Source organism: Mesorhizobium sp. WSM4845, from assembly GCF_055811455.1.
The window spans coordinates 124421-144387 of sequence record NZ_JBVVQA010000016.1; the positions used below are offsets into that span (position 1 = coordinate 124421).

Below are 19967 nucleotides of genomic sequence, written 5' to 3' on the forward strand. Positions count from 1 at the left end.
GGCTGAAGCCATGGCAAAAATCGATCCGAGGACCGTCGCCAGTCTTTTGAGGGAATACGCGCAACGGGCGTCTATGCGCGACGACAATCCCTATCGCACAAAGGCATACTTGCGCGCGGCAGACAGTCTGACAGCGCTGTCGCAGCCGCTTGATCGGATCATCGCCACCGGCGCCCTCACCAAGATCCCGGGGATCGGTGACGCGATCGCAGACATCGTGACCAAGCTTTACCAAACCGGCACGCACCCAAGCCTTGAGAAGCTGCGCGAGGATGTTCCAGCGGGCGTGATGGAGCTGTTTGCCATACCCGGGCTTCGTCCCGATAAGATACTGAAGCTTCATCAGCTGCTCGGCGTAAATTCGCTGGCGGAGCTCGAGGCCGCAGCAAGAGAAGGCCGCATACGCCCAGTCAAAGGTCTCGGCGCCGCGCTTCAGACAAAACTCCTGCAGAGCCTGGCCATCGTGCGAAGCGGCGAAACGCACCTTCACCTGCACAAGGCCGCCGCTCTTCTCGAACATGCGGTCATATCGGTGAAGCAAGAGCATCCAGAGTTTTCGCGCGTCGAAATTGCAGGTGACTTCCGGCGCGGTTGCGAGCTCGTTTCCGACTTCGCCCTGGTAGCGCAGGGCAGAAAGTCGACTGGAATCGAGGATACGACCCTCAGGCTTGTTGTCACGGACAGGAAGCACTTTGGCGCAAACCTGCTCGAAGCAACCGGTTCGGCAGACCACCTTGAGCAACTGAAGACGTTCGCGGCCGACAAGGGATTCACCCTAAACGCCGACGGGCTTCATCGCGGGAGAAAGCTGATCGCATCAGCGACAGAAGAAGAAATCTACCAAGCTCTAGACTTGCAATTTATCGAGCCTGAATTGCGCGAAGGCAGGGACGAGATTGAGCGAGCGGCAAAGCAGAAGCTACCCGCCCTCATTCGGGATGAAGATCTGCATGGCATCCTGCATTCTCACACGACCGCATCCGATGGCACCGAAACGCTTGAGGCAATGGCTGAAGCCACGCGCAAGCGCGGTTTCGAATACTATGGTGTCGCCGATCATTCGCAGTCCGCTCACTACGCAGGCGGCCTTTCGTTGCAGGAGATTGCTGAACAGCACCGCGAAGCTGACCGGCTGAACAAGGCATACAATGGAAAATTTCGCATACTGAAGGGCATCGAGGCCGACATCCTGGCGGATGGCTCGCTCGATTACCCGAATCATATCTTGGAACAGTTCGATTTCGTCGTCGCGAGCGTGCACAGCCTCTTCAAGTTGCCCAAGAAGGAACAGACGGAGCGTATCATTGAGGCGATCGGAAATCCTCGGACGACAATCCTCGGGCACATGACCGGTCGCCAGCTGTTGCGCCGGCCCGGTTATGATCTCGACGTCGACAAAGCCCTCAAAGCGTGTGCAAAACACGGCGTCGCTGTCGAAATCAACGCACATCCTTGGCGACTCGACCTCGACTGGCGCTGGCATCAAAAGGCACTCGATCAGGGCTGTATCTTCAGCATCAATCCGGACGCTCATTCGATCCGCGAGCTCGACCACATGCATTGGGGTGTCGAGATGGCGCGCAAGGGCGGTGTCCCTGCGAAGCGGGTCCTGAACGCGATGCGTTTGACGGCCCTCCTTGCGCATCTCGCACGGCGCAGGCAAACGTCCTAACCTGCTTGTGCGGCCGGCCTATCAGCGCAGGAGTCCGTCATTCTCAAAATCTTCCCAGCCGCGCAAACTGGAGTGCGAGTTCTCATCGGGGCCATAGCCAGCTGAAGCTGCAGTTCCGCGACCGCTTCTTTGAGCACGTTTCATAGCGGCCTTCCCCGCGGCTCGCCGCCTATTCTCTGCAGCTGTCGCTGCGTCCTGTTCGCGCCAGACCATAACCAGGTCACGGTCAAGCACATCCTCCACGTGCTGCGGGTCGAACACGTGAAAGGTGATGTTCCTTGCCCGCCCGCGGAGTTTCACCGTTTTCGTCCCGGCGCTCTGCAAGCGACCATCTTTCAGCCAGCGGTGCCGTTCGGCCGTCGAGATCGTCAGAATGTCCTCGATTTCACGGGGGATTACGGCCAGGTCTTCGATATTCTGCAGTGCTTTGGATACGATCCCGAATACCACCTGCACATCATTCTCGGCGCCCTCAGACAGGCGCAGGGTAAGCACGCGGGACTCGATATGGAGCAGTTTCCTGAACTCCATTGGAAGGCGGGCGCGTATTTCGAGAAAAATACCCCTCGCTCTGACGGACGATCCAAGCGTTGCAGCCGGGGTTAAAGGCCATTCTCCAATCAGCTTCGCTGTTGCATTGATTTTTCGGCGCGTGGACATGCCCTTTATATAGGTCACCGATTGTCGGCAGCGATGAGCCGATCGCAAAGCCAACATGAGTTCTAATCCACCAGCGGTCTGAACCACGGATGCCCTAAAGGCGCAACCACGATTGTTAGCGGCCGCTTGCAACTTCGGCTAACGGGAAGCGGCAGAGTTCATCTCAAAGTGCGTTGCCGCCTGGCGGCTTTTTGGGGCCGGAAATCGTGACGGGCAAAGAGACCGACCCCTTCTCGACCTTCTGGGCGGTCTACGCGGCAATGTCTGAGACCATTTTGCCTCCGGTCCATACCCGCATCACGATCGATCTCGACATGCAGGCGCGCCGTGCGACCTGCACCGCCGACAACATTGCGAAAGGCCGTGGCGAACCGATCCTTAACCCGGTCAACGGTACGGAGCACCGCGTCGGGATTGTGCTGCCGAACGGCTTCGAATACGGACAGAACGAAGTGGGACGCGGCTGGTCGACCTCGACCGGCGGGGTCGCACTTACGCTTGAAGACAGCTACGCCCATTGGTGCGAGCTGCATTTCAACGAGCACGGACGCATCCACTGAACTCGCGGGTCGTGCCTATCGCATGAGCGAACGCGCATTGGAGCATCTGCTTCGCCGCGACCGGGCCCTAACGCTGGCGACCATAACCATCATCGTCGGTTCGGCTTGGGCGTACGTGCTGTGGCTCGCCGCCGGAATGGACATGGGCGGCATGGAGATGGACGGCTTCCGCATGGTCTCTACCGGCTTCGCCACGGTGATGACGCCGGCCGAGGCACCGTGGAGCGCGACCGAATTCGTCCTCACGTTCGTCATGTGGACGGTGATGATGGTTGGCATGATGACGCCGTCGGCCGCCCCGATGATCCTAATCTACGCGCGGGTCGCCCGCATCGCGGCGGCCGACGGAAGACCGCTTGCCGCCACAGGCTGGTTCGTCGGAGCCTATTTGCTCGCATGGACCGCTTTTGCGCTCGCTGCGACGATCTCGCAGTGGGCGCTCCAGCGTCTGGCATTTCTCGATCCAATGATGGCCGCATTAAGCGCGATTGTCGGAGCGGTCGCGCTACTCCTTGCCGGCATCTATCAACTGACGCCGCTGAAGCGCGCCTGTCTGATCAATTGCCAGTCTCCGCTTGCATACATCGCGCGACGCGGCGGTTTCGGCACGGGTAGCGCAAGCGCGCTGAAGCTCGGCGCCGAGCACGGCCTCTATTGTGTCGGTTGTTGCTGGGCCTTGATGGCACTGCTGTTCGTCGGCGGCGTCATGAATCCGGTCTGGATCGCTGCGTTGGCTGCCTTCGTGCTCACCGAGAAGCTCATTCCCGGTCCCTGGCTTTCGTGGTGCCTGGGCGTGCTGCTGATCGTCTGGGCCGTGTCGCTGCTGGTGCTATAACGCATCGAAGCTCGATACACCCGCGAGCGAAAACCGCTTCCGACCGAGAGCGGCACCAATTTGTCGTCGCCAAACATTGTCGCCAACGCGGTGATAGCGCGCCGGACGAGATACGAACCTAGTGTCTGTTTCGAACGCAAACGCATGTCTGCTTTCCTGGCCGCGCTCCCAAGAAGGAGCCGGTCCGTTCACGGCCTCCTACGCGACATTCGATTGGCGCGGCGATGGCAGCTCCTGGCGCTACCTGCTCGTTCCGGTCGACGAGACAAATGGCAACATTCCACCCAAAGCGGTATTCCCTTTCGGGTATCAAGCGTCAGATTGTCAGCACTAGCGCTTGGCAGCTAGAGCCTTTGCTTCCCGGAGCAGCGATGCCCAATGGAGCTCGAGGAAGACGATAAGCTCTCGGGCCTGTTCTTCGGTAATGCCGCTTTCTTTGACCAACCGTCGAACGACTATTTCAATGTTATTCCGCGCTCTATCCTGTTCCTCAGCCATAGGAGAACTCCTTACGCTGCTAACATCTCTATCTGGCGCTTGTTCCCGAGCGCGTGACTAAAAAGCACCGAGCTATCGGCGTGCTCCTCTCACTGTGCACGCGAAGCCAGCCCCATGAGGGGATTCGGTCTGATCCTCCACCGGACCTAAGTCTTATCTGTTCGCCGCTCGGAACCGCGGCTGCGCGCAGTCGTTGCTATGGTCCTTTCAACGTGCCGTTCGCTTGAACCCTGGTAGGAATACGGAAATGGAAGACAATCAGAATCGTTTGTCGGTCGACGAATATTACGAGGTAGAACATTTTGCGCGAGAGAATGGCATCTCGCCAAGCCAGGTCAGCAGGCCGATCAAAAAGATCGGCAACGATCGGGAAGCCCTGACAAAAGCCGCGATGGCGCTCCGGGGAACAGAAGTGAGATACCGGACGAACAACGAAGACACCGGTTACAACGGCAAGGACCAAGCGAAGCCCTGCTAGAGATCCTGGCCGAGAATTTGGCCGAGGCCCGCCGCTCCCTCGATCGCGTGACGCGCAGTCATCACTAGCTCACCGCCCAAGCGGCAGTTTGGAAACCGAGACAAGCTCGTCCTCATCCGTGATACCAGCCGAGTAGTTTGCAATGATCCGGGATGCGAGAGCTTCACGTTGCTGTTCGGATTGGCCCTCGATCTTGAGCCGGTCGAACACGCGGCCAAGCAATGCGACATCGGACGGATTGAAGACGCCAGCTTCTTTAGCTTTTCGATAGATCGGCATGGCACTCCCCACCCTTCGCAAGCCGGTTGTGCGCCCAAGATAGGTTCACTTGAGGGGCTCCCGGGACAGAACCCAAGCGCCCATTTGTTGGTTCAATGAAGGAAATATCAAGAACGATCCGTGCGAAGATAATTGGCTCAGAATGCTTGGCATCTGAGCGGGGATCGGATCACAAGCACGCGCGGCAACCCGGTGTTGGGGTTCGATCCGCACAGAGACCTAATCAGAGGAACGAAGCACCCCTTCCTCCTCAGCAGCTGCCAGGAATGCCTTGCGGGCCTCCTCAGCTTCCATCTTGTCGGCAATCACGGCGATGCATACGCGCAGCGCAAGGTTCCACTTGGGGCCTCGCTCAGTCCAGTCCAGGAGTTCCTCAACTGCTGCCTCGGCGGTGTCGACGCTGCGCGTCTCACCGGGCGGTTCGGTCCTCACGTTGACCAAGGGGCTGAACAAATGCGGTGCGGTGCTGTGAACAAGGGCAGCCGCAATCTCATCAGCCCATTGTTGCTCTCGCCGCCGAAGCTCCTCCTGAAGCTCCCGCGCCAGCGCGGCAACCTTCGGTGGCAGAGGTTGTTCATCCCCCAGGCGAAGTTGCTTGCGCAACTTCCGACGATATTCTTCCGAGCCGATCAACTCTCGGAATGCGCGATTCCTACCTCGGGTTACCATAACGGTCCACCTAGTTTCAGACGCAACTCTTCGCCTGATATAGGGTTCCATGAGGGTCGGAATGTTTGGTAGAAATTTCTGAGCAGCGATCGTATAACCGGCTCGCGCGAGACCCCTCACGCCCGTTGTTTTTAGCGGACCACCAGGAAACGCCGTTCTCCGCCGCGGAACAGGTCGAGCGCGATTGTCCCGGTCGTTTGGCGCAAAGCCGCAGTCAACTCGGCCACTGTCGAAACCGACTGCCGATTGACGGCAAGGATCACGTCGCCAGGACGCAACCCCGCTCGCGCCGCCGCACTGCCTTCCTCGACGTTTGCGACAAAGACGTTGCCGGCCGCGTCCTGGAACTGTGCACCTTCCAGGCGATCGGATGTTTTCGCATTTTCGGCGCCGGAGCCTGCGGCTTCGATTCGCAGCTTTGTCACTCTCTGCGCGCCGTCACGCAAATACCTTATCTCGACCTGCGACCCGACAGGCGCCAGGCCGATCCGATTGCGAAGGTCGGCAGAGCCGCTGATATTCCGGTTGTCGACGGCGACGATGATGTCGCGCGGCTGAAGGCCGGCCTGTGCCGCCGGCGAGCCTTCCTCGACGCTGGTGATGACGGCGCCGTAGCTTTCCTTGATGCCGAGCGCATCGGCGAGATCGGGCGTCAGGTCTTGGATGGCGACACCGATCCGTCCTCGGCGCACCTCGCCGTGCTCGATGAGTTGCTGCATCACGGCCGACGCCATTGCGATCGGCACCGCGAAGCCGATGCCGACATTGCCACCGGCAGGCGCGATGATGGCTGTATTGATGCCGACAAGGCGGCCGTCGGCGGTGACCAGCGCACCACCGGAATTACCGGGATTGATCGACGCATCGGTCTGGATGAAATCCTCGTAGCCTTCGATATTGATGCCGCTGCGGCCGAGCGCGCTGACGATGCCCGAGGTTACGGTTTGTCCCAGTCCGAAAGGGTTGCCAATCGCCACAACGGTTTCGCCGACGCGAAGCGCATCGGAGTCGCCGAGTGGAAAGGCCGTCAGCGAATTGCCATCGATCTTGAGCAGCGCAATGTCGGTCTCCTTGTCGCTGCCGACCAGTTCGGCGGTGAAGCGGCGGCGGTCCTTTAGAGTGACCGAGATCTCACCGGCGTCGGCCACGACATGATGATTGGTGAGAATGTAGCCCTTCTCGGCATCGACGATCACGCCGGAACCGGCGCTCAATCTCTGCCGCGGCTCAGGCAGGTTGAAGTAGCGCCTGAAGAAGGGGTCGCTGTAGAGCGGATTGGTCTCGGCCGGAGAGCGAGAGGTCACCGCGATGTTGACGACGGCGGGCGTTACCTGCTCCAGAACGTCTGGCAGGGAACGCTGAGTGCTGCCGCCGGTGGCGGCCGGCTGGGCGAGCGACGAAGGCACTGGCGAGAATATGAAAAGGAACGCAGCGAGCACGCCGAGATACCGCAATGCATTTCCGGATGAACGCATGATCATTTTCTTGCCCCGTCTCTCTTCTTCAATTCTTCCTCTCGGCCAACCCGGGCCACTCCTATAAGCCTCGCGCGCACCCAAGTAGCTTTGAGATTTTCGTGGTCAAGGCGGGGGGCAGAAAAAATTAGCGAGCACGCAAGTAAGCGCTGGCGCTTCCAGCTATCGGGGCTTGGGGGCCTATTGAAATTTCGGCGAAGGTGTCCAAAATTTCGGTCCGGTGAAACTCTCGCGAGCCACCGAAGAACGTCGACAAGGGAGAATGTTTGAAGCGGAGGACCATCGATGGAAGGATCTGCTGTTCCCCCGATTGCGCCTGAAACCCCTGATCGTTTTCTCGACCGTCTGCTCCACCCGGCGCGGCACTTCGAGCGGACGCAGGACGTGCTCGCCGATATGACGCTGGACCTTCAGGAAAAGCGTGCCATCCTTTCATCCTGGGCATCAGATGCCTGTGCGGTAGAATCCGTGCCGGCGCTGCGTATGCCGCCGGGCGCGACCGCACCGGTCAGCTTCGATGCGATCATGGAGGCGTTGCGCCATTTGGACGAGCTATCCCGCCACATCGGCAGTGGCCGCGAGGCTGACGGCTCAACGGTGACCGGCTTCGCAGCCAGGGTCGACCAGCTCTGACCGGCTGCGTCTCTCTAAAAATTTTCCTATGTGCCTCTTGAAGGCGCAACATACTGTTCTAAATCAATAATAGCCGGTCGCCGCATGGGGCCGGCGCAAGTCCAGGAGGCGTCAAGGCTCTTGGCGTCATCCTGTATCCATGTTGCTCAAAGGAGGATGTGGCTATGAGGACGAACCTCGATTTTACCCCCCTGTTCCGGTCAAGCGTCGGCTTCGACCGCATTTTCAACATGCTCGAGAATGCGAGTCGCGTCAGCACGATCGACAACTGGCCGCCTTACGACATCGCCAAAGTTGGTGAGGACGACTACCGCATCACGATGGCGGTGGCCGGGTTCTCGCAGGATGAGCTGACGATCACTCACCAGCCCAATATGCTGGTTGTGAGCGGATCGCAGGCCGGTGAAGACAATGGCGAGTATCTCTACCGCGGCAATGCCGGTCGCGCCTTCGAGCGCCGGTTCGAACTGGCCGACCATGTCAAGGTAGCCGGCGCCAGCCTCGAGAACGGGCTGCTCACCGTTGATCTCAAGCGCGAGATTCCCGAAGAGATGAAACCGCGCCGGATCGCTATCGGAGGCAGCGCGGCAAAGGCGAAGCCGCAGCAGATCGAAGGCGAAAAAAACGCGGCTTGATGCATCGCACATCTGAAAAGGCAAGGCACCGGCGATCGTCGGTGCCTTCCAGAAGAATGTCTGCTGAACATGGAGGAAATGACGATGAATATGCGTGATCTCATTCCGTGGGGCCGCAACGACAGCCAGGCCCCGAGCGTCTATCGCGGCGCCGACCAGAACCCGTTCCTTTCGCTTCATCGCGAGGTGAACAGGTTGTTCGACGACGTTTCGCGGACCTTTGGCACGCGCTTTCCTTCGCTGGGACAGCTCTCGACGTTCAACGGCGGCTGGCCGAAGCTGGAGATTTCGGAATTGGATAACGAGCTTCGCGTCACCGCCGAGGTCCCCGGCATGGAAGAGAAGGACATCGAACTCCTGCTCGATGACGACGTGCTGACCCTGCGTGGCGAAAAGCGGTCGGAAACCGACGAGAAGGATTACTCCGAGCGCTTCTATGGTCGCTTCGAGCGGCGCATACCGCTCGGCTACGACGTCGAGGACGACGAGGTCAAAGCGTCGTTTACCAATGGCGTCTTGACTCTGACGCTGCCGAAGAACCCGAACGCGCAATCGAAGGTGAAGCGCATTCCGATCAATCACTGACGCATGGAGCAGTCGGAGGCGGCAGGCCGCTGCCTCCGGCGCATCCTTCGCCAAATGGGAGGGATGGATGATGCAAAAGCAAGAAAGTGAAGTCACACGAGTTGTACAGAATCTCGAACTGGCAAACGACAACCGCAGGAGAGCGCTGTCGTTCGGCAGATCCGAGTTCCCACGCGACGCGGTCGCGCGGATCTACAAGCCTTGCCGCTCGGTCATGACCTCGGGTCGTGCGCGGCCAAAGGGCTGGCGGCTGGTTTTCGAGCGCCGTACTGCGCCGGACATCGAACCGCTGATGGGCTACACCGGAGGCCGAGACACGCTGACCCAGGTCGAGCTTGATTTTCCGACGCTTCAGGCGGCCATCGACTATGCCGAACGCCAGGGCCTTGACTATGTCGTCCAAGGTAATTCGGCGGCCGCGACACCCGGCTGCGCATCGTCACATGCTGAGAAACGGCTGCAGGCCGGTGCAGATGTGGTCTCGAATCGCCTTCAGCTGGCTTGGCTGCAAAGCAGCTACGGTGCTGTGTCGCAGGCCTCACATTACGGAATGGCGCTGGCGGACCCGGAGGCGCTCTATGCGTCGCCGATGGACGTGGTCGCCGACCCACTACTGGATGTCGAAGAGAAACGCTCCAGCCTGCGTAACTGGGCATGGAACGAGTATCTGACCGATCTCGCGACCGGTGAGGGCATGCCGGAAAACGAGCGCCCGGCGCGGCTCGACGAGGTAGGGCTGGCACTGCTCGCACTGGAGCGCGGGATGGCGGCAGCGAACCTCGCCGTTTCTACTGCTGAACAAAGGCGCAATGCAGCGTGAGGTGGATGCACTGGTGGCATTCCATACCTGCCGGGAATGGGCGAACCTGGTGATCGGGCTGTCTCGCCTTGGGCCCCTCGGCTTTTCGGGCCTGGCGGCCGCCAGGTGGGCGCCATGTGATCGTCGGTATCGTCGGAATCGTCGTCGCGGCACTCGCTGCCGGAAGCCTCTGGTTCTTCGGCTATCGCCCGCTCTAAACGGCCTTTCGCGGCCCGGAATTCGGGCCCGCTTTTTGCGTGATTATCAAGGTCCGTCCCTTTTTGCCGGCTTGGCCGGCATGGCTATTCGCGGGGCCGCTATTCACCCTTGGTGCTTGCGGCACGTTATTCCTGGCGGCGTGGAAGAAACAGGTGAACGCTTGTTCCCTCGCCGAGCGCGCTCTCGACCCGTATATGCCCCCCGGACTGCTTGATGAAACCATAAACCTGGCTCAGCCCAAGTCCCGTTCCCTCCCCCTTGGTAGTGAAGAAGGGCTCGAATACCTGAGCCAGAATTTCCTTGCTCATGCCGCAGCCCGTGTCATGAACTGTCACGCGGACAAACGAGGCGGCTACAGAACGCACATCTTCGATGTCTTCGGGAGCATTGCTGGTCTCGATCGAAAACGTGCCCTTGCCCGCCATCGCATCCTTGGCATTCACAGCCAGATTGAGAATCGCGACGTCAAGCTGATTGGCGTCGACGAGGACAGGGCCGAGTGCGGGATCCAGGTCGCACCTGATAGCAATTCCGCTCCCGAGCGTCCGCTCCAGGAGCATGGTAAGTGACTCAATTCGTGCGTTTAGATCGACTGTCTCCGGATACAGCGACTGTCCGCGCGAGAAGGCGAGCAATTGCTGCGTCAGCGCAGCGCCGTTTTGCGTTCGTTTGAGCAATTCTTCGATCAGCATCGCCGTCTTCGGATTGGCGGGATCGTCGGCAAGCTGCTTCTGCAGCAGCCGTAGCCCCGATTCGAAGACGGCAATCAGATTGTTGATGTCGTGCACAATCCCGGCTGCAAGGCGACCGATCGCTTCGAGCTTCTGCGATTGCCGCCGGCGCTCCTCCTGCGCACGCTGCGCGGAGACGTCACGAAGGCTGGCAAGCAGCGCAGGCTTTGCATCCCAGCTCACCTCCACTGTCCGCATCTCCACATCGGCCGGCGGCCGACGCGGCCGGTGGACAGTAATGTCGGCGGTTTCGCCGGAAACGACCGGCAGGCCGAGTGGAACTCGAATGAGATCGTCAGGCGTGTGGCCGAAGATCCGCGCAGCCGCTGGATTCGCGTAAAGTACCGTGCCCGACAGGTCGACGACAAGCATCCCGTCGGCCGTGTTTTCGATCAGACGTCGAAAGTTCAGTTGGCTGATCCCCGTCAGCGGTGCCTCGCTGGATAGTTTGAGGATTTCGGCGGTGCTCTGGCCCATGCCCCGTGCTCCTCACGCTGAAGAACCTGGGGCGAGGTCCCCGAACACGTCGGGTGCGCCATCGAAGGGCTTACCGAGACGCATGCCGGTGCCGTCGATCGTGAAGCGCCGTATCTGCTTGTCGTGCTCGCTGCCGCGCATTTTCAGCACCATGATCCCGCGGTTCATGAGGTGCTTCTCCTGAATGTAGCGCAACAGGATGATGGAGTCTGTGAGGGTCGAGATATGCTGTTCGCTGGCGCTTTGGCCGCCGACAAGCGACTTGTCGGTGGCGGTGCAAAGACCCGCGATCTCGCGTTTCTTGATGAATGAGGTGAGACTGATCAGGAATTCGCGGAAGCCGGTTTCCGGCGCGATCCGTTCCAGAGCCGACAGGCTGTCGATCGCGATCCTGTCAGGTTTGAATTCCTCGACGAGTTCGCGGATCATCAAAAGATGATCCGGCAAGTTCTGCGCCTCCGGGTAAATGCAGACGATCTTCAGCCGGCCGTCGGACTCCATGGCCCCGAAATCGACGCCCCAGCCGCGCGCATTGCGAAACAGCTGACCGCGACTCTCTTCGTAGTCGACCAGCAACGCACGCTCGCCAGCCGCGACACCGCCCGCAAGAAAATTGGTTACCAGCAGGGTCTTTCCAGTGCCTGTCGCGCCGCTGACAAGAGTGACGCTATCGCGGAAGAAACCACCGCCGCACATCCGGTCGAGCTCTGAATTGCCGCTCGTCACCCGTTTCGTGCTGGATTGCTGCTCAAGGCGCAAAGAGGATAATGGCACTGCAACTATGCCTTGCTCGACGACCAGCGTGATCGGCACCTCCCCTTCGACATGGCGGCTGCCGCGCATCTTAAGCACCTCGATGGTCCGTCTGCGCCGCTCACGATCGAGTGCATTGCGCAGTATCACCACGTTGTCGGCGACGAACTCCTCGATCCGGTGGCGGGAAATTTCGCCATATTCGCTGTTGCGCTCGGCAGTCATCAGCACCGTCAGACCTTCCCTCTTGAGCGCCGTCGCAATACGCATGAGCTCCCGCCGCACCGACGTCTGCTCCCCGACGAAATGATCAAAGAGCTGGGTTATTGAGTCCAGCACGATGCGCCGCGCTGAGGCGTTTCGCGCCGCGTGCAATATACGCGTCAACAGGCCGGCCAGATCGAACTTACCCACAATCATTTGGTCGTGGTCGCGCGGGCTGGCGTCGACGAAGACGAGCTTGTTAGTTTCACGCCAGCGCCGAATATCCCAGCCGAAGCTGGCCATGTTGACCTCGATATCGGCCGGTGATTCCTCAAAGGTGACGAAGACGCCCGGTTCATCGAGAACGGTGATACCGTGGGCGAGAAACTGGGTCGCGAACACCGTCTTTCCACTGCCCGGCGTGCCCCCGACAATGGTGGTGCGCCCGCGTGGCAGGCCTCCCATCACAAGGTCGTCGAACGCTTCGATGCCGGTCTTGACGCGGTCGAGCACGGGATCGATGAGGGTCACATCAGCTGTGGTCATGGCCACCATCCTTTTTGTAATAACCGAAATAATCGAGCACCTGATCGATGTTGCTGATATCGCCGACCAGCCGGCGCGGAGGGGTGGCCGACTCATCGGAGAGCGTCGGCGTCGCCAGTATGCCGGCCTTTTCTGCCTCCTCGGGATGCGCGAGAATGTCGACGGTCTCGATTTCGATTCCCCCGGCAAACTCCTGGATCTTCAGCCGGCTTTCCAACGCTCGTCGGGCCGCGGGCGTATCTCCAGCGATATAGAGTCGGAGCGCGGCGCGAAGGACGGACAGGTTGTTGTGGCTCATTCTCACGCCTGGCTGCACGAACGTTGCAGGTCGGCGTGCTCAAGGCGCCACGCCACGAATCCAGTTCGCCGGCATTCCTGTCTTCCTTTGGCGACCGCCGGTCTTGCCTGGAAGCCGATGCGCCACGGCTCGCGCTCGGTGAGGCCTGGATCAGCGCCTATGCGTCATTTGTAGATAGTCGTGATCGGCTCGTCTGCGCACTAGTGAACATTTCTGCCTGCTCCGCGTTATGAGCGGCCGGAGTTTCGAAAGAAGGGGCGCGATGCAAAATCATCAGCAAGGAGAGCCGATCGGAAATAACCTGCTCCGGGCACTCAGAACCGACGACTGGAAGATATTGCGGCCGAGCCTCGAACATTGGTCGGCGCCAACGGGGACGTTGCTGCATGAACCCGGCGATACTGTTCGTTACGCCTATTTCCCTCGCGGATCGAGCTTGGTGTCTTATCTCGTCGTCTTGAATGATGGGCGAGCGATCGAGACGGCGCTCGTTGGGCGAGAAGGCGCCGTGGGCGGCATCGTCAGCCAAGGCAGGCTCCCGGCCTATACGCGGGCGGAAGTTCAACTGGGAGGTTTGTTTTTCAGAATTGATGTGAACCACCTCGAAGAGGCGAAATTGTTTTCTTTGACGTTGCGCCACCTGTTCGCTCGTTACGCGGATTGCCTGATGGCCCAGGTGTTCCAATCAGTCGCCTGCGGCGCCGCGCATTCAATCGAACAACGCACCGCGAGATGGCTGTTGGCGGCGGTCGAGCGGACGGGTGTCGACAGTATGACGGTGACCCAGGAACAGCTTGCCGTCATGCTGGGGGTCGGTCGCAGCTATTTGAGCCGCGTCATCCGCGACCTGAGGCAGCGCGGGGTCATCGAGACGCGGCGCGGCCAGATTTCCATTCGCAAAGCGGATAGGCTGCGATCGCTGGCTTGCGAGTGCAACGCGGCCGTCAGCGACCATTTCAACGACGTGCTAAAGGGTGTGTATCCGGCGGAGCACCCGCATGACGGATTTCCCAATGTACAACCCGGCCTACGAGAATGACCATCGGACCCGTCTCCGGGAACGGCAGGCCGCCGAGATACTTCTCGATCGGCCTGTCGGATGTCCCGGACTTGCTTTTTTGTGCTTCGGCCATTGACCGGGATGGGCTATTTCGACGTCTGCCCCCGACGGCGCCGGCGACTGTGCGGTTCCGTGTGATCTGCTGAAAATGGGCGAACTTGACTTTGAGCGTCACGGTCCGGCCTTGGATCGATCGCTCCTCGCGATAACGCCAGACCTTGCCACAACGGCGCGAGTTCCTTGCGAGCACTTTCGAGGTCAAACAAATCGCTCACGAAGGTGTCCTCGGCTCCCACGGATTTGCATTCGCGGTCGGCCCGCACCGGATGTTCGTCGATGCCGCGGGCGAACTTTTTCGCGAGAACGCCAGGCTCTGCGCAACGCAAGCGCTGTTGTGTCGCCGTAGCGTCAACCGGCTGAAGCCCGGCGGTGCTTCCTCAGCCGAGTGATTGCCGACCTGTCGACCGTAATCACGCCGCCGCAGTCAATCCGCACGGTGAGTTTGTCTGCTCCGCGATCGATGCGGGTGACGTCCCCAACAAGAACTACTCGGTCGCCGGCCCGGGCTTTGGGTGGCGGCTCTAGCGTGTAAGGATGGTCATAGGATGGAATGCTCACTCTGGCTCGGCCGCTAGGGAGAATGGAGATGACGGTACCTGCTAGCGCAACCTCATCGCCGACCTCAAATTCGCCAGGCATGTTAAGGTGCAGCATGGTCTTCCTCCCGATGCTTTCCTATTTGATGCTTTGCTAAATTAATGCCCGGCCATCGCGTTGGTTGCGTGCAATCCGCTTCGTACGGTTCCGCACATTTCCAAGCTTAATGTGCCCTCCCATTGGCCCGGGATCGAAGTTGTGTGCGTCAAGTTAGGCCGTATAATTTGCAAGGATCCGGGACGGGACCGCTTGCGGTGTCCTTTTTCCCGTGCGGGCAGGTTGTGCGGCTCGCCGGTGGAGAAGGTTGGATTTCAGGTCCTCTCCCTCCGCCAGATTGGCCGCTATGCGATTGTTATCGCTGCGTTTTATCATTCAAGCAACTTCAGTGCCTAACTTAGCGCCTAACGTCCACAAACGATGAAGCCCGCCACCGTGAGGCAGCGGGCCATTCTTCCACCGGGTGGAAATTTCAGTTCGCCTTTTGGCGGATCGCCAGGGAAATGTAGGAACGGAACTCCGCGCGCCCTAACTCGGGCGAGAGGCGGAATGAGCGCCCGCCGTTTGCGGCTTCGGTCTTGAACACCAGGATCATATCCCCGTTCGCCGGGTCAAACGTCGGGAGCAGGTATTCCAGGCGCTCGGCAGTCTCCATGTAGTGGACGACATTGTCTTTCATAGCGACCCCAGCACGGCTTGAGACGCGAGGTCATCGGGCCACATGATCGTTTCGCCATCTTCCGAAGGCTCCGCGTCGTCGTAGTTGTCGAGCTCCAGATCGACGGTGCCGCCTGGCTGACCGCGATCTCCCCAGCCGGGCGAAGGCTCATCGTCGGCGCCGTCCTCCAGATCGCAGTCGACTTCCATCATGTCGAGCGCGGTGATCAGGGCCATGGACCGGTCTAGAAGGTCGTTCAGCGTGCCGGCATCAACATCAACACGGTAAGCGCCATGGAGAAGAAAGGCCCCGAAGGACTGACCAGCGGCCTTGATAAAGTGCGCGCCGTGATGACCGTGCTGGAGGAAGCCGGCATCGAGTTCCTAAATCACGGAAGCCCAGGCGTTCGGTTGCGTCCGATGTGAACGGAGAAAAACAATGATCGGTTTTGCTTGCTTGTGCCATCGCAGCGATGCCGCTCATCGACGCGCAAGCGCAGCAATATAAAACTCTTCGTGCAGGCGTTACGAGCTGTGCGGACTAAGCAAAGGGTCGATGCGGAATTTATATATTCAGTGGCTCTCGGGCTTTCTTACGGCCATGGATGTTCGCGACGTGGCCCAATCTGGCCAAGACAGCGTTATGCCGGCCTCTGTCGATATCGATGCCTTTGAATTGTGGATCACCAACTACTGCACATCTCATGCGCTAGAGAACGTATCCAGTGCCGCGATCCAACTGTATATCGAGCTAAAAAAGAAATGACCGCTGCCGCGCCCTCGAATCGGCCGGCGTCGAGTTCATTTCTGAAAACGGCGGCGGCGCCGGGGTGAGGCTCAAAAAGTGATCGGCTGAGGGGTGGAATGGACCTTGAAAAAGCTTGGCAAGTTCTTCGTTGCTGCCGGCGCGTTCTTTGGAGCGATATTTATGCTGCTTTGGTTGACGGGAGGGCCAAGGCATCATCGCCTAATAACAGGGGCCACGTGTGTCGAAGTGATCGACCGCATTTGGGCAAAGGGACGTTCATACCGTCCCACGCCGGCTGAACAATTGGATCTAGATATGTGCGGTAATCCTTAAACTGCCGCGATGGTCGAAATTCAAGCGCGCCCTTGCGATGGCGAAGCTTGGCTATGGAAGTGCGGCCACCGCCGCCCACCGAAAGCCTATTATGGGGCAAGCTGATGCGACCCCTTGGGCTGGCGCGGCCCCGTCAGCGCTCTGGAATGCAAATGGCCGGCAAAGGCCATCCGCGGGAGTTCTGAAGCTCCACCCGCCACGATCGTCAAGCACTCCCCACCGGGGAGCCGGCTTGCGCGCGCTTTCAAGTTGCGCGATTGTCCGTTGCAGGGGATGGGAGGGCTTTTCCTTGAATAAATGGCTACTGATGGCCTCGACTGCTGCTGTCGCGGCAGTTGCGACGCTCTTTGTGCTTAACAGCAATTACAATCCGTTCGTATCCCCAATTGACCCAAGCTTGCGAGACAGTCCTGAAGAAACGCCTTCTCGCACCTGCCGGCTATAAGCGCATAGAGATTACGGAAAGCTCCGAACCACTATCTTTGGATGACTACTTAAAGGAACGCGATGCAACCACCGATTCGGACCTGGTTCTTTGGACCAGGATGTACAACGACGACGTTGGTCGCAAGAATCCACCGACAAAGTTCACACTCTTCATCAGTTACGATGCGCCGAACGCTTACGGAACACCGATTCGCGGCCTCTCGATGTGCGAATACCGTTCCATGTCAGCAAGCAAATCGAGTGCGGCATGGTACTCGGTCATCGTGGACAACTTCACACAGACCGGTTGGCTAAGAGACCAACTGCTCAAGGGCAACGTGCAGGATTGACATCGCCGCCGTCGCCGCTTGATGCTCGCCAGCGCGGTCTGGCGCCTGCCTGGGTGCAGTCTAGCCCGAGTACCGCGCGAACAGGCAAAGGGCGATGAACAGCACGATCGCCCAGCCTACCCAGCGTCTCGTCGGCGACCTCGGCAGCGGTTCAGATACCGTGTCTACATCGGCGAGCGCGGCGACCTGTGACGTCGCTGTCTCGCTTTTACTGGCCCGGCCCTTGCGCGATGTGTGCGATATCCCGGTGCCGGGAATGCCGACCGTCGTGCTACGTCCTGCCGTGCCGACCGTGGTTTTGAAGCCACGCGGCCCGGCGCTGATGCTCATGCCTTTCTTACCGACATTGAGCCGCAAACCCGGCGCAAGTCGAATCGACTTACGAAAACGCCACCCCATGAAATTCCGCCCCTCTTATCCCCCCCGAGAACCTAGACCCATGCGCGGCAAGAGCAAGCAGCATTTGATATTCCGGCGAGGCCCTAGCGCTTCACCTTTGGCGTGATCTCCTCGCCACATCGCCGCCATCGCTGTCCTGATGCTCGGCGGCGCCGGGGTGAGGTTGAGGAAGGCTTAAAGCCGTAGGCCGTGGCTGCAGGCCGTCACAAGCACCGATTAACCTTTTATTAACGATTAACTTGCCGCGCCGCTCGGCGGGTGCTTCTATGCTTGGACGTGTGGGATAGCGGGGGCGCCATCTGCACGATGGAGGGGGGAACCTATGCGGTGGATTTCGACCGCGGCTATCGTCACGATGGCCGCAACAATCCTGTCCGGTTGCGAGACGACGTCACCACAGGTGGCCGCACTACAGGATAACAACACGTGCCGGATGTACGGAATTAAGCCAGGCACGCAACTCTTCATCACTTGCATGATGCAGCAATCAGGGCAGCGCGAGCAGCGCAGGGTCGCCCAAAATCAAGCAATCGCGGCGGCATTCGTAGGCGCTGCGGTCGTAGGTGTCGCGGCTGCCGCGGCCAGCAGCGGCCCCTACTATCGTCCGTACTATCGCTGCGGCTACTATCGTTGCTGGTACTGACTACAGCGCCCAATGGGTTAGCCCGATCGCGCAATGTTTGCTTGAGATGTTCAGGGGGAAGCGTGTGCGTGCAACTACAGTGGCCCTTCTGGCAATCAGCATAGTTATGTCGAGTGGCGCCTACGCAAGCGACAAGACCTGTTCCAGAGCCGCAAAGGTGGCTGAAAGACTTATGAACGCGAGGCAGTCGGGCGTGTCGCTAGAAGACGCTATGGAAGCGCTGGTTTCCTCCTACCCGGCTAGCGCTCATCAGTATGTGCGCAAGCTGGTGATGGACGCGTATTCCATTCCCCGCTTCAACAGCCCGGAATATCAGCAGCGTGCAATTGCCGAGTTTCGCGACGGCGCCCATCTTGCCTGCCTTAAAGTTCAATAGAAGCCGCGTCGTAAACGCTACCCGAAAGTAGATTTCCAAACCCGGTTTCGCGCCCGCTGCTGGCCTTAGTAGTCAGGAATGATTGTGGAGAAGCATGGCGTTGGACCCGCTAACGATCAGTCTTCGAAGCAACGGCGGAAAGCCACTGTTTAACGGTTCTCAGCAACCTTCCGTCTTCAAGGATCGCACCATTCGCAACACAATCGGATCGTACGGGATTTTTTCATCGCTGCTGTAATTTATGACAAAGAGCGCGGCACGGTCATTGCAGACCGCAATGGCGCGGACATATCGGATGTGTTCGTTCTTGATACCCGAGTAGCTGGCCCATCTCGGCGTGACGCGCCTATAGGTCAGTTTCCAGCCCTCCTTTTCATCCTCGACCATTCGGTGCTCGATCTCGGCGCGAAAACTGTGCTCGCCGAGCCTTGCGCCCCACACGGTAAGAACGGCATCGTTTTCGCCCCGAAATTCCGCGCCCTGGTCCGAACGCTGCGTCAGGACAAAGCCAGGGGGAACATCGAATATGAAGCCAAACTGCCGGACGCCGAAAAGCTGCCACTCTTGCGCTTGGAGAAGCGTGTTGCAAAACAAAATCGAAACGAGGGTCAACAGAAAACGTGCCATTGGCGTTAAATTAGCGTCGCGTCATATACTGACCAGACCGGACAAGATTGGCGACAAAGAAAACCAAGGTGGCATCATCGGCGGGACAAACTTTAAACGCATGCATTGACTCGCAAAACCGCGATTCAATTAGCATTCGCTTAATTAGTTCCGGAAAATTTTAACGAATCTTTGACCGCGCTGTCCCAGAATAGGACGGCGCGGTCACAGCCCCAACTGGGCTGCGCTGGCGGCTCCGGCAATTCGCCTTCCCGCGCCACTGTCGGAGCCGCTTCCACACTCCTCTAAAATACCAGCAACGGTTGAATCAACTGTTACCGCGCGTGCTTTCCAGTGCGTTTTTCCAGTCGTTAGACTTTGATTGGAACAGGGGCCCAAGCGCGCTATGGAAGATACCAACTAGCGAGGGCGTACGCTGCCAAGCCCAGCATCGAGAGCATATACAGAACCAGGAGCAATGGAACCGCGGACGGTTGGCTGTCGAGGGCGGCGTCAGCTTTTTCCAGTTCCTCAAACAGATTGCGATCCCGCCTCGCCTTCGTGACCACCAAATCGTCCGGTCCAATTTTACCGTCGGTCTCTCTCGAAATCCTTTTTGCGACATCGGCTCGGATTGACCTGCCATTGAATTTTCATCCGGCTGCAGTTAGAGCCTCGGCGGGTTTTACGCCGTATGGCGCGGGTTGAG

General features: G+C 59.3%; 26 protein-coding genes. 13 read left to right on the top strand and 13 right to left on the bottom strand.

Annotated elements, in window-relative coordinates; genetic code table 11:
- Positions 1-10 precede the first annotated feature (10 nt).
- Positions 11-1672, top strand: coding sequence for a PHP domain-containing protein (locus AC0L2C_RS19320; RefSeq protein ID WP_473524172.1), 1662 nt, complete (start codon positions 11-13; stop codon positions 1670-1672).
- A 21-nt stretch (positions 1673-1693) separates the two neighbouring features.
- Here AC0L2C_RS19320 and AC0L2C_RS19325 read toward each other — a convergent pair whose 3' ends face one another.
- Complete coding sequence (locus tag AC0L2C_RS19325) at positions 1694-2332, bottom strand: hypothetical protein (protein ID WP_473524173.1); 639 nt, start codon at positions 2330-2332, stop codon at positions 1694-1696.
- Between the two features lie 191 nt (positions 2333-2523).
- Between AC0L2C_RS19325 and AC0L2C_RS19330 the strand changes: the two genes are divergently transcribed.
- Together AC0L2C_RS19330 and AC0L2C_RS19335 are read left to right on the top strand one after the other, a co-directional pair.
- Positions 2524-2892, top strand: a complete 369-nt coding sequence (locus AC0L2C_RS19330) for a DUF1326 domain-containing protein (RefSeq protein ID WP_473524146.1) — start codon at positions 2524-2526, stop codon at positions 2890-2892.
- 22 nt (positions 2893-2914) lie between these two features.
- Positions 2915-3727, top strand: a complete 813-nt coding sequence (locus AC0L2C_RS19335; RefSeq protein ID WP_473524147.1) for a DUF2182 domain-containing protein — start codon at positions 2915-2917, stop codon at positions 3725-3727.
- 330 nt (positions 3728-4057) lie between these two features.
- On the opposite strand, the gene AC0L2C_RS19340 is transcribed toward AC0L2C_RS19335, so the two are convergent.
- Complete coding sequence (locus tag AC0L2C_RS19340; protein WP_473524148.1) at positions 4058-4225, bottom strand: hypothetical protein; 168 nt, start codon at positions 4223-4225, stop codon at positions 4058-4060.
- Positions 4226-4472: 247 nt separating this feature from the next.
- Here AC0L2C_RS19340 and AC0L2C_RS19345 point away from each other — a divergent pair, with 247 nt between their 5' ends.
- On the top strand, positions 4473-4703 hold the full coding sequence (locus AC0L2C_RS19345) for a DUF3606 domain-containing protein (RefSeq protein ID WP_473524149.1): 231 nt from the start codon (positions 4473-4475) through the stop codon (positions 4701-4703).
- Positions 4704-4772: 69 nt separating this feature from the next.
- Here the strand turns inward: AC0L2C_RS19345 and AC0L2C_RS19350 are convergent, their stop codons facing one another.
- From AC0L2C_RS19350 to AC0L2C_RS19360, 3 genes are all read right to left on the bottom strand, one after another.
- Complete coding sequence (locus AC0L2C_RS19350) at positions 4773-4982, bottom strand: ferritin family protein (RefSeq protein WP_287325801.1); 210 nt, start codon at positions 4980-4982, stop codon at positions 4773-4775.
- Positions 4983-5201: 219 nt separating this feature from the next.
- Complete coding sequence (locus AC0L2C_RS19355; protein ID WP_473524150.1) at positions 5202-5615, bottom strand: DUF982 domain-containing protein; 414 nt, start codon at positions 5613-5615, stop codon at positions 5202-5204.
- A 167-nt stretch (positions 5616-5782) separates the two neighbouring features.
- Entirely contained in the window at positions 5783-7132 is a 1350-nt protein-coding gene (locus tag AC0L2C_RS19360) for a DegQ family serine endoprotease (RefSeq protein WP_473524151.1), read from the bottom strand.
- 279 nt (positions 7133-7411) lie between these two features.
- Here AC0L2C_RS19360 and AC0L2C_RS19365 point away from each other — a divergent pair, with 279 nt between their 5' ends.
- From AC0L2C_RS19365 to AC0L2C_RS19380, 4 genes are all read left to right on the top strand, one after another.
- A complete protein-coding gene (locus AC0L2C_RS19365; RefSeq protein WP_473524152.1) occupies positions 7412-7759 on the top strand; it encodes a hypothetical protein in 348 nt (115 codons plus the stop codon).
- A gap of 164 nt (positions 7760-7923) precedes the next feature.
- On the top strand, positions 7924-8394 hold the full coding sequence (locus AC0L2C_RS19370) for an Hsp20 family protein (RefSeq protein WP_473524153.1): 471 nt from the start codon (positions 7924-7926) through the stop codon (positions 8392-8394).
- An 84-nt stretch (positions 8395-8478) separates the two neighbouring features.
- Positions 8479-8979 carry an Hsp20/alpha crystallin family protein gene (locus AC0L2C_RS19375; protein WP_473524154.1) on the top strand — a complete coding sequence of 167 codons (501 nt, stop codon included), beginning with the start codon at positions 8479-8481 and terminating at the stop codon, positions 8977-8979.
- Between the two features lie 70 nt (positions 8980-9049).
- Positions 9050-9799, top strand: coding sequence for an NADH dehydrogenase ubiquinone Fe-S protein 4 (locus tag AC0L2C_RS19380; RefSeq protein ID WP_473524174.1), 750 nt, complete (start codon positions 9050-9052; stop codon positions 9797-9799).
- Between the two features lie 323 nt (positions 9800-10122).
- On the opposite strand, the gene AC0L2C_RS19385 is transcribed toward AC0L2C_RS19380, so the two are convergent.
- From AC0L2C_RS19385 to AC0L2C_RS19395, 3 genes are read right to left on the bottom strand one after another with little or no spacing between them, the layout of a single operon-like run.
- Entirely contained in the window at positions 10123-11205 is a 1083-nt protein-coding gene (locus AC0L2C_RS19385; protein WP_473524155.1) for a two-component system sensor histidine kinase NtrB, read from the bottom strand.
- A gap of 12 nt (positions 11206-11217) precedes the next feature.
- Positions 11218-12708, bottom strand: a complete 1491-nt coding sequence (gene kaiC / locus AC0L2C_RS19390; RefSeq protein WP_473524156.1) for a circadian clock protein KaiC — start codon at positions 12706-12708, stop codon at positions 11218-11220.
- The gene (locus AC0L2C_RS19395) at positions 12695-13006 is read right to left on the bottom strand and encodes a circadian clock KaiB family protein (RefSeq protein WP_473524157.1); all 312 of its coding nucleotides are present in this window, start codon (positions 13004-13006) and stop codon (positions 12695-12697) included. The genes kaiC and AC0L2C_RS19395 overlap by 14 nt, the downstream gene beginning before the upstream one ends.
- A gap of 262 nt (positions 13007-13268) precedes the next feature.
- On the opposite strand from AC0L2C_RS19395, the gene AC0L2C_RS19400 reads away from it, so the two are divergent.
- On the top strand, positions 13269-14045 hold the full coding sequence (locus AC0L2C_RS19400) for a Crp/Fnr family transcriptional regulator (RefSeq protein ID WP_473524158.1): 777 nt from the start codon (positions 13269-13271) through the stop codon (positions 14043-14045).
- On the opposite strand, the gene AC0L2C_RS19405 is transcribed toward AC0L2C_RS19400, so the two are convergent.
- The 3 genes from AC0L2C_RS19405 to AC0L2C_RS19415 form a co-directional block, all read right to left on the bottom strand.
- Positions 13963-14316, bottom strand: coding sequence for a DinB/UmuC family translesion DNA polymerase (locus AC0L2C_RS19405; RefSeq protein WP_473524175.1), 354 nt, complete (start codon positions 14314-14316; stop codon positions 13963-13965). The two genes, AC0L2C_RS19400 and AC0L2C_RS19405, sit on opposite strands and share 83 nt — an antisense overlap.
- 876 nt (positions 14317-15192) lie before the next feature.
- Complete coding sequence (locus tag AC0L2C_RS19410) at positions 15193-15399, bottom strand: hypothetical protein (protein ID WP_473524159.1); 207 nt, start codon at positions 15397-15399, stop codon at positions 15193-15195.
- Positions 15396-15614 carry a hypothetical protein gene (locus tag AC0L2C_RS19415; RefSeq protein ID WP_473524160.1) on the bottom strand — a complete coding sequence of 73 codons (219 nt, stop codon included), beginning with the start codon at positions 15612-15614 and terminating at the stop codon, positions 15396-15398. Before AC0L2C_RS19415 ends, AC0L2C_RS19410 begins: the two co-directional genes overlap by 4 nt.
- A 57-nt stretch (positions 15615-15671) precedes the next feature.
- On the opposite strand from AC0L2C_RS19415, the gene AC0L2C_RS19420 reads away from it, so the two are divergent.
- Positions 15672-15803: a hypothetical protein gene (locus AC0L2C_RS19420; protein WP_473524161.1), complete on the top strand. Its 132-nt coding sequence runs from the start codon at positions 15672-15674 to the stop codon at positions 15801-15803.
- A 1200-nt stretch (positions 15804-17003) separates the two neighbouring features.
- A complete protein-coding gene (locus tag AC0L2C_RS19425) occupies positions 17004-17234 on the top strand; it encodes a hypothetical protein (RefSeq protein WP_473524162.1) in 231 nt (76 codons plus the stop codon).
- 60 nt (positions 17235-17294) lie between these two features.
- Here AC0L2C_RS19425 and AC0L2C_RS19430 read toward each other — a convergent pair whose 3' ends face one another.
- On the bottom strand, positions 17295-17633 hold the full coding sequence (locus AC0L2C_RS19430; protein ID WP_473524163.1) for a DUF4236 domain-containing protein: 339 nt from the start codon (positions 17631-17633) through the stop codon (positions 17295-17297).
- Between the two features lie 322 nt (positions 17634-17955).
- Between AC0L2C_RS19430 and AC0L2C_RS19435 the strand changes: the two genes are divergently transcribed.
- Together AC0L2C_RS19435 and AC0L2C_RS19440 are read left to right on the top strand one after the other, a co-directional pair.
- On the top strand, positions 17956-18276 hold the full coding sequence (locus tag AC0L2C_RS19435; RefSeq protein ID WP_473524164.1) for a hypothetical protein: 321 nt from the start codon (positions 17956-17958) through the stop codon (positions 18274-18276).
- Positions 18277-18487: 211 nt separating this feature from the next.
- Positions 18488-18652, top strand: coding sequence for a hypothetical protein (locus AC0L2C_RS19440; RefSeq protein WP_473524165.1), 165 nt, complete (start codon positions 18488-18490; stop codon positions 18650-18652).
- A gap of 159 nt (positions 18653-18811) precedes the next feature.
- On the opposite strand, the gene AC0L2C_RS19445 is transcribed toward AC0L2C_RS19440, so the two are convergent.
- On the bottom strand, positions 18812-19279 hold the full coding sequence (locus AC0L2C_RS19445; RefSeq protein WP_473524166.1) for a hypothetical protein: 468 nt from the start codon (positions 19277-19279) through the stop codon (positions 18812-18814).
- Positions 19280-19967 lie beyond the last annotated feature (688 nt).

What these genes read in the sequence shown, in the direction of transcription:
- AC0L2C_RS19345 (WP_473524149.1), top strand. Translation starts at nt 4,473, where the DNA reads ATGGAAGACAATCAGAATCGTTTGTCGGTCGACGAATATTACGAGGTA.
- AC0L2C_RS19335 (WP_473524147.1), top strand. Translation starts at nt 2,915, where the DNA reads ATGAGCGAACGCGCATTGGAGCATCTGCTTCGCCGCGACCGGGCCCTA.
- AC0L2C_RS19430 (WP_473524163.1), bottom strand. Translation starts at nt 17,633, where the DNA reads ATGGGGTGGCGTTTTCGTAAGTCGATTCGACTTGCGCCGGGTTTGCGG.
- AC0L2C_RS19350 (WP_287325801.1), bottom strand. Translation starts at nt 4,982, where the DNA reads ATGCCGATCTATCGAAAAGCTAAAGAAGCTGGCGTCTTCAATCCGTCC.
- AC0L2C_RS19320 (WP_473524172.1), top strand. Translation starts at nt 11, where the DNA reads ATGGCAAAAATCGATCCGAGGACCGTCGCCAGTCTTTTGAGGGAATAC.
- AC0L2C_RS19420 (WP_473524161.1), top strand. Translation starts at nt 15,672, where the DNA reads ATGGAGAAGAAAGGCCCCGAAGGACTGACCAGCGGCCTTGATAAAGTG.
- AC0L2C_RS19340 (WP_473524148.1), bottom strand. Translation starts at nt 4,225, where the DNA reads ATGGCTGAGGAACAGGATAGAGCGCGGAATAACATTGAAATAGTCGTT.
- AC0L2C_RS19410 (WP_473524159.1), bottom strand. Translation starts at nt 15,399, where the DNA reads ATGAAAGACAATGTCGTCCACTACATGGAGACTGCCGAGCGCCTGGAA.
- kaiC (WP_473524156.1), bottom strand. Translation starts at nt 12,708, where the DNA reads ATGACCACAGCTGATGTGACCCTCATCGATCCCGTGCTCGACCGCGTC.
- AC0L2C_RS19365 (WP_473524152.1), top strand. Translation starts at nt 7,412, where the DNA reads ATGGAAGGATCTGCTGTTCCCCCGATTGCGCCTGAAACCCCTGATCGT.
- AC0L2C_RS19425 (WP_473524162.1), top strand. Translation starts at nt 17,004, where the DNA reads ATGTACAACGACGACGTTGGTCGCAAGAATCCACCGACAAAGTTCACA.
- AC0L2C_RS19385 (WP_473524155.1), bottom strand. Translation starts at nt 11,205, where the DNA reads ATGGGCCAGAGCACCGCCGAAATCCTCAAACTATCCAGCGAGGCACCG.
- AC0L2C_RS19395 (WP_473524157.1), bottom strand. Translation starts at nt 13,006, where the DNA reads ATGAGCCACAACAACCTGTCCGTCCTTCGCGCCGCGCTCCGACTCTAT.
- AC0L2C_RS19380 (WP_473524174.1), top strand. Translation starts at nt 9,050, where the DNA reads ATGCAAAAGCAAGAAAGTGAAGTCACACGAGTTGTACAGAATCTCGAA.
- AC0L2C_RS19440 (WP_473524165.1), top strand. Translation starts at nt 18,488, where the DNA reads ATGGAAGCGCTGGTTTCCTCCTACCCGGCTAGCGCTCATCAGTATGTG.
- AC0L2C_RS19445 (WP_473524166.1), bottom strand. Translation starts at nt 19,279, where the DNA reads ATGGCACGTTTTCTGTTGACCCTCGTTTCGATTTTGTTTTGCAACACG.
- AC0L2C_RS19415 (WP_473524160.1), bottom strand. Translation starts at nt 15,614, where the DNA reads ATGGCCCTGATCACCGCGCTCGACATGATGGAAGTCGACTGCGATCTG.
- AC0L2C_RS19325 (WP_473524173.1), bottom strand. Translation starts at nt 2,332, where the DNA reads ATGTCCACGCGCCGAAAAATCAATGCAACAGCGAAGCTGATTGGAGAA.
- AC0L2C_RS19400 (WP_473524158.1), top strand. Translation starts at nt 13,269, where the DNA reads ATGCAAAATCATCAGCAAGGAGAGCCGATCGGAAATAACCTGCTCCGG.
- AC0L2C_RS19370 (WP_473524153.1), top strand. Translation starts at nt 7,924, where the DNA reads ATGAGGACGAACCTCGATTTTACCCCCCTGTTCCGGTCAAGCGTCGGC.
- AC0L2C_RS19435 (WP_473524164.1), top strand. Translation starts at nt 17,956, where the DNA reads ATGCGGTGGATTTCGACCGCGGCTATCGTCACGATGGCCGCAACAATC.
- AC0L2C_RS19375 (WP_473524154.1), top strand. Translation starts at nt 8,479, where the DNA reads ATGAATATGCGTGATCTCATTCCGTGGGGCCGCAACGACAGCCAGGCC.
- AC0L2C_RS19360 (WP_473524151.1), bottom strand. Translation starts at nt 7,132, where the DNA reads ATGATCATGCGTTCATCCGGAAATGCATTGCGGTATCTCGGCGTGCTC.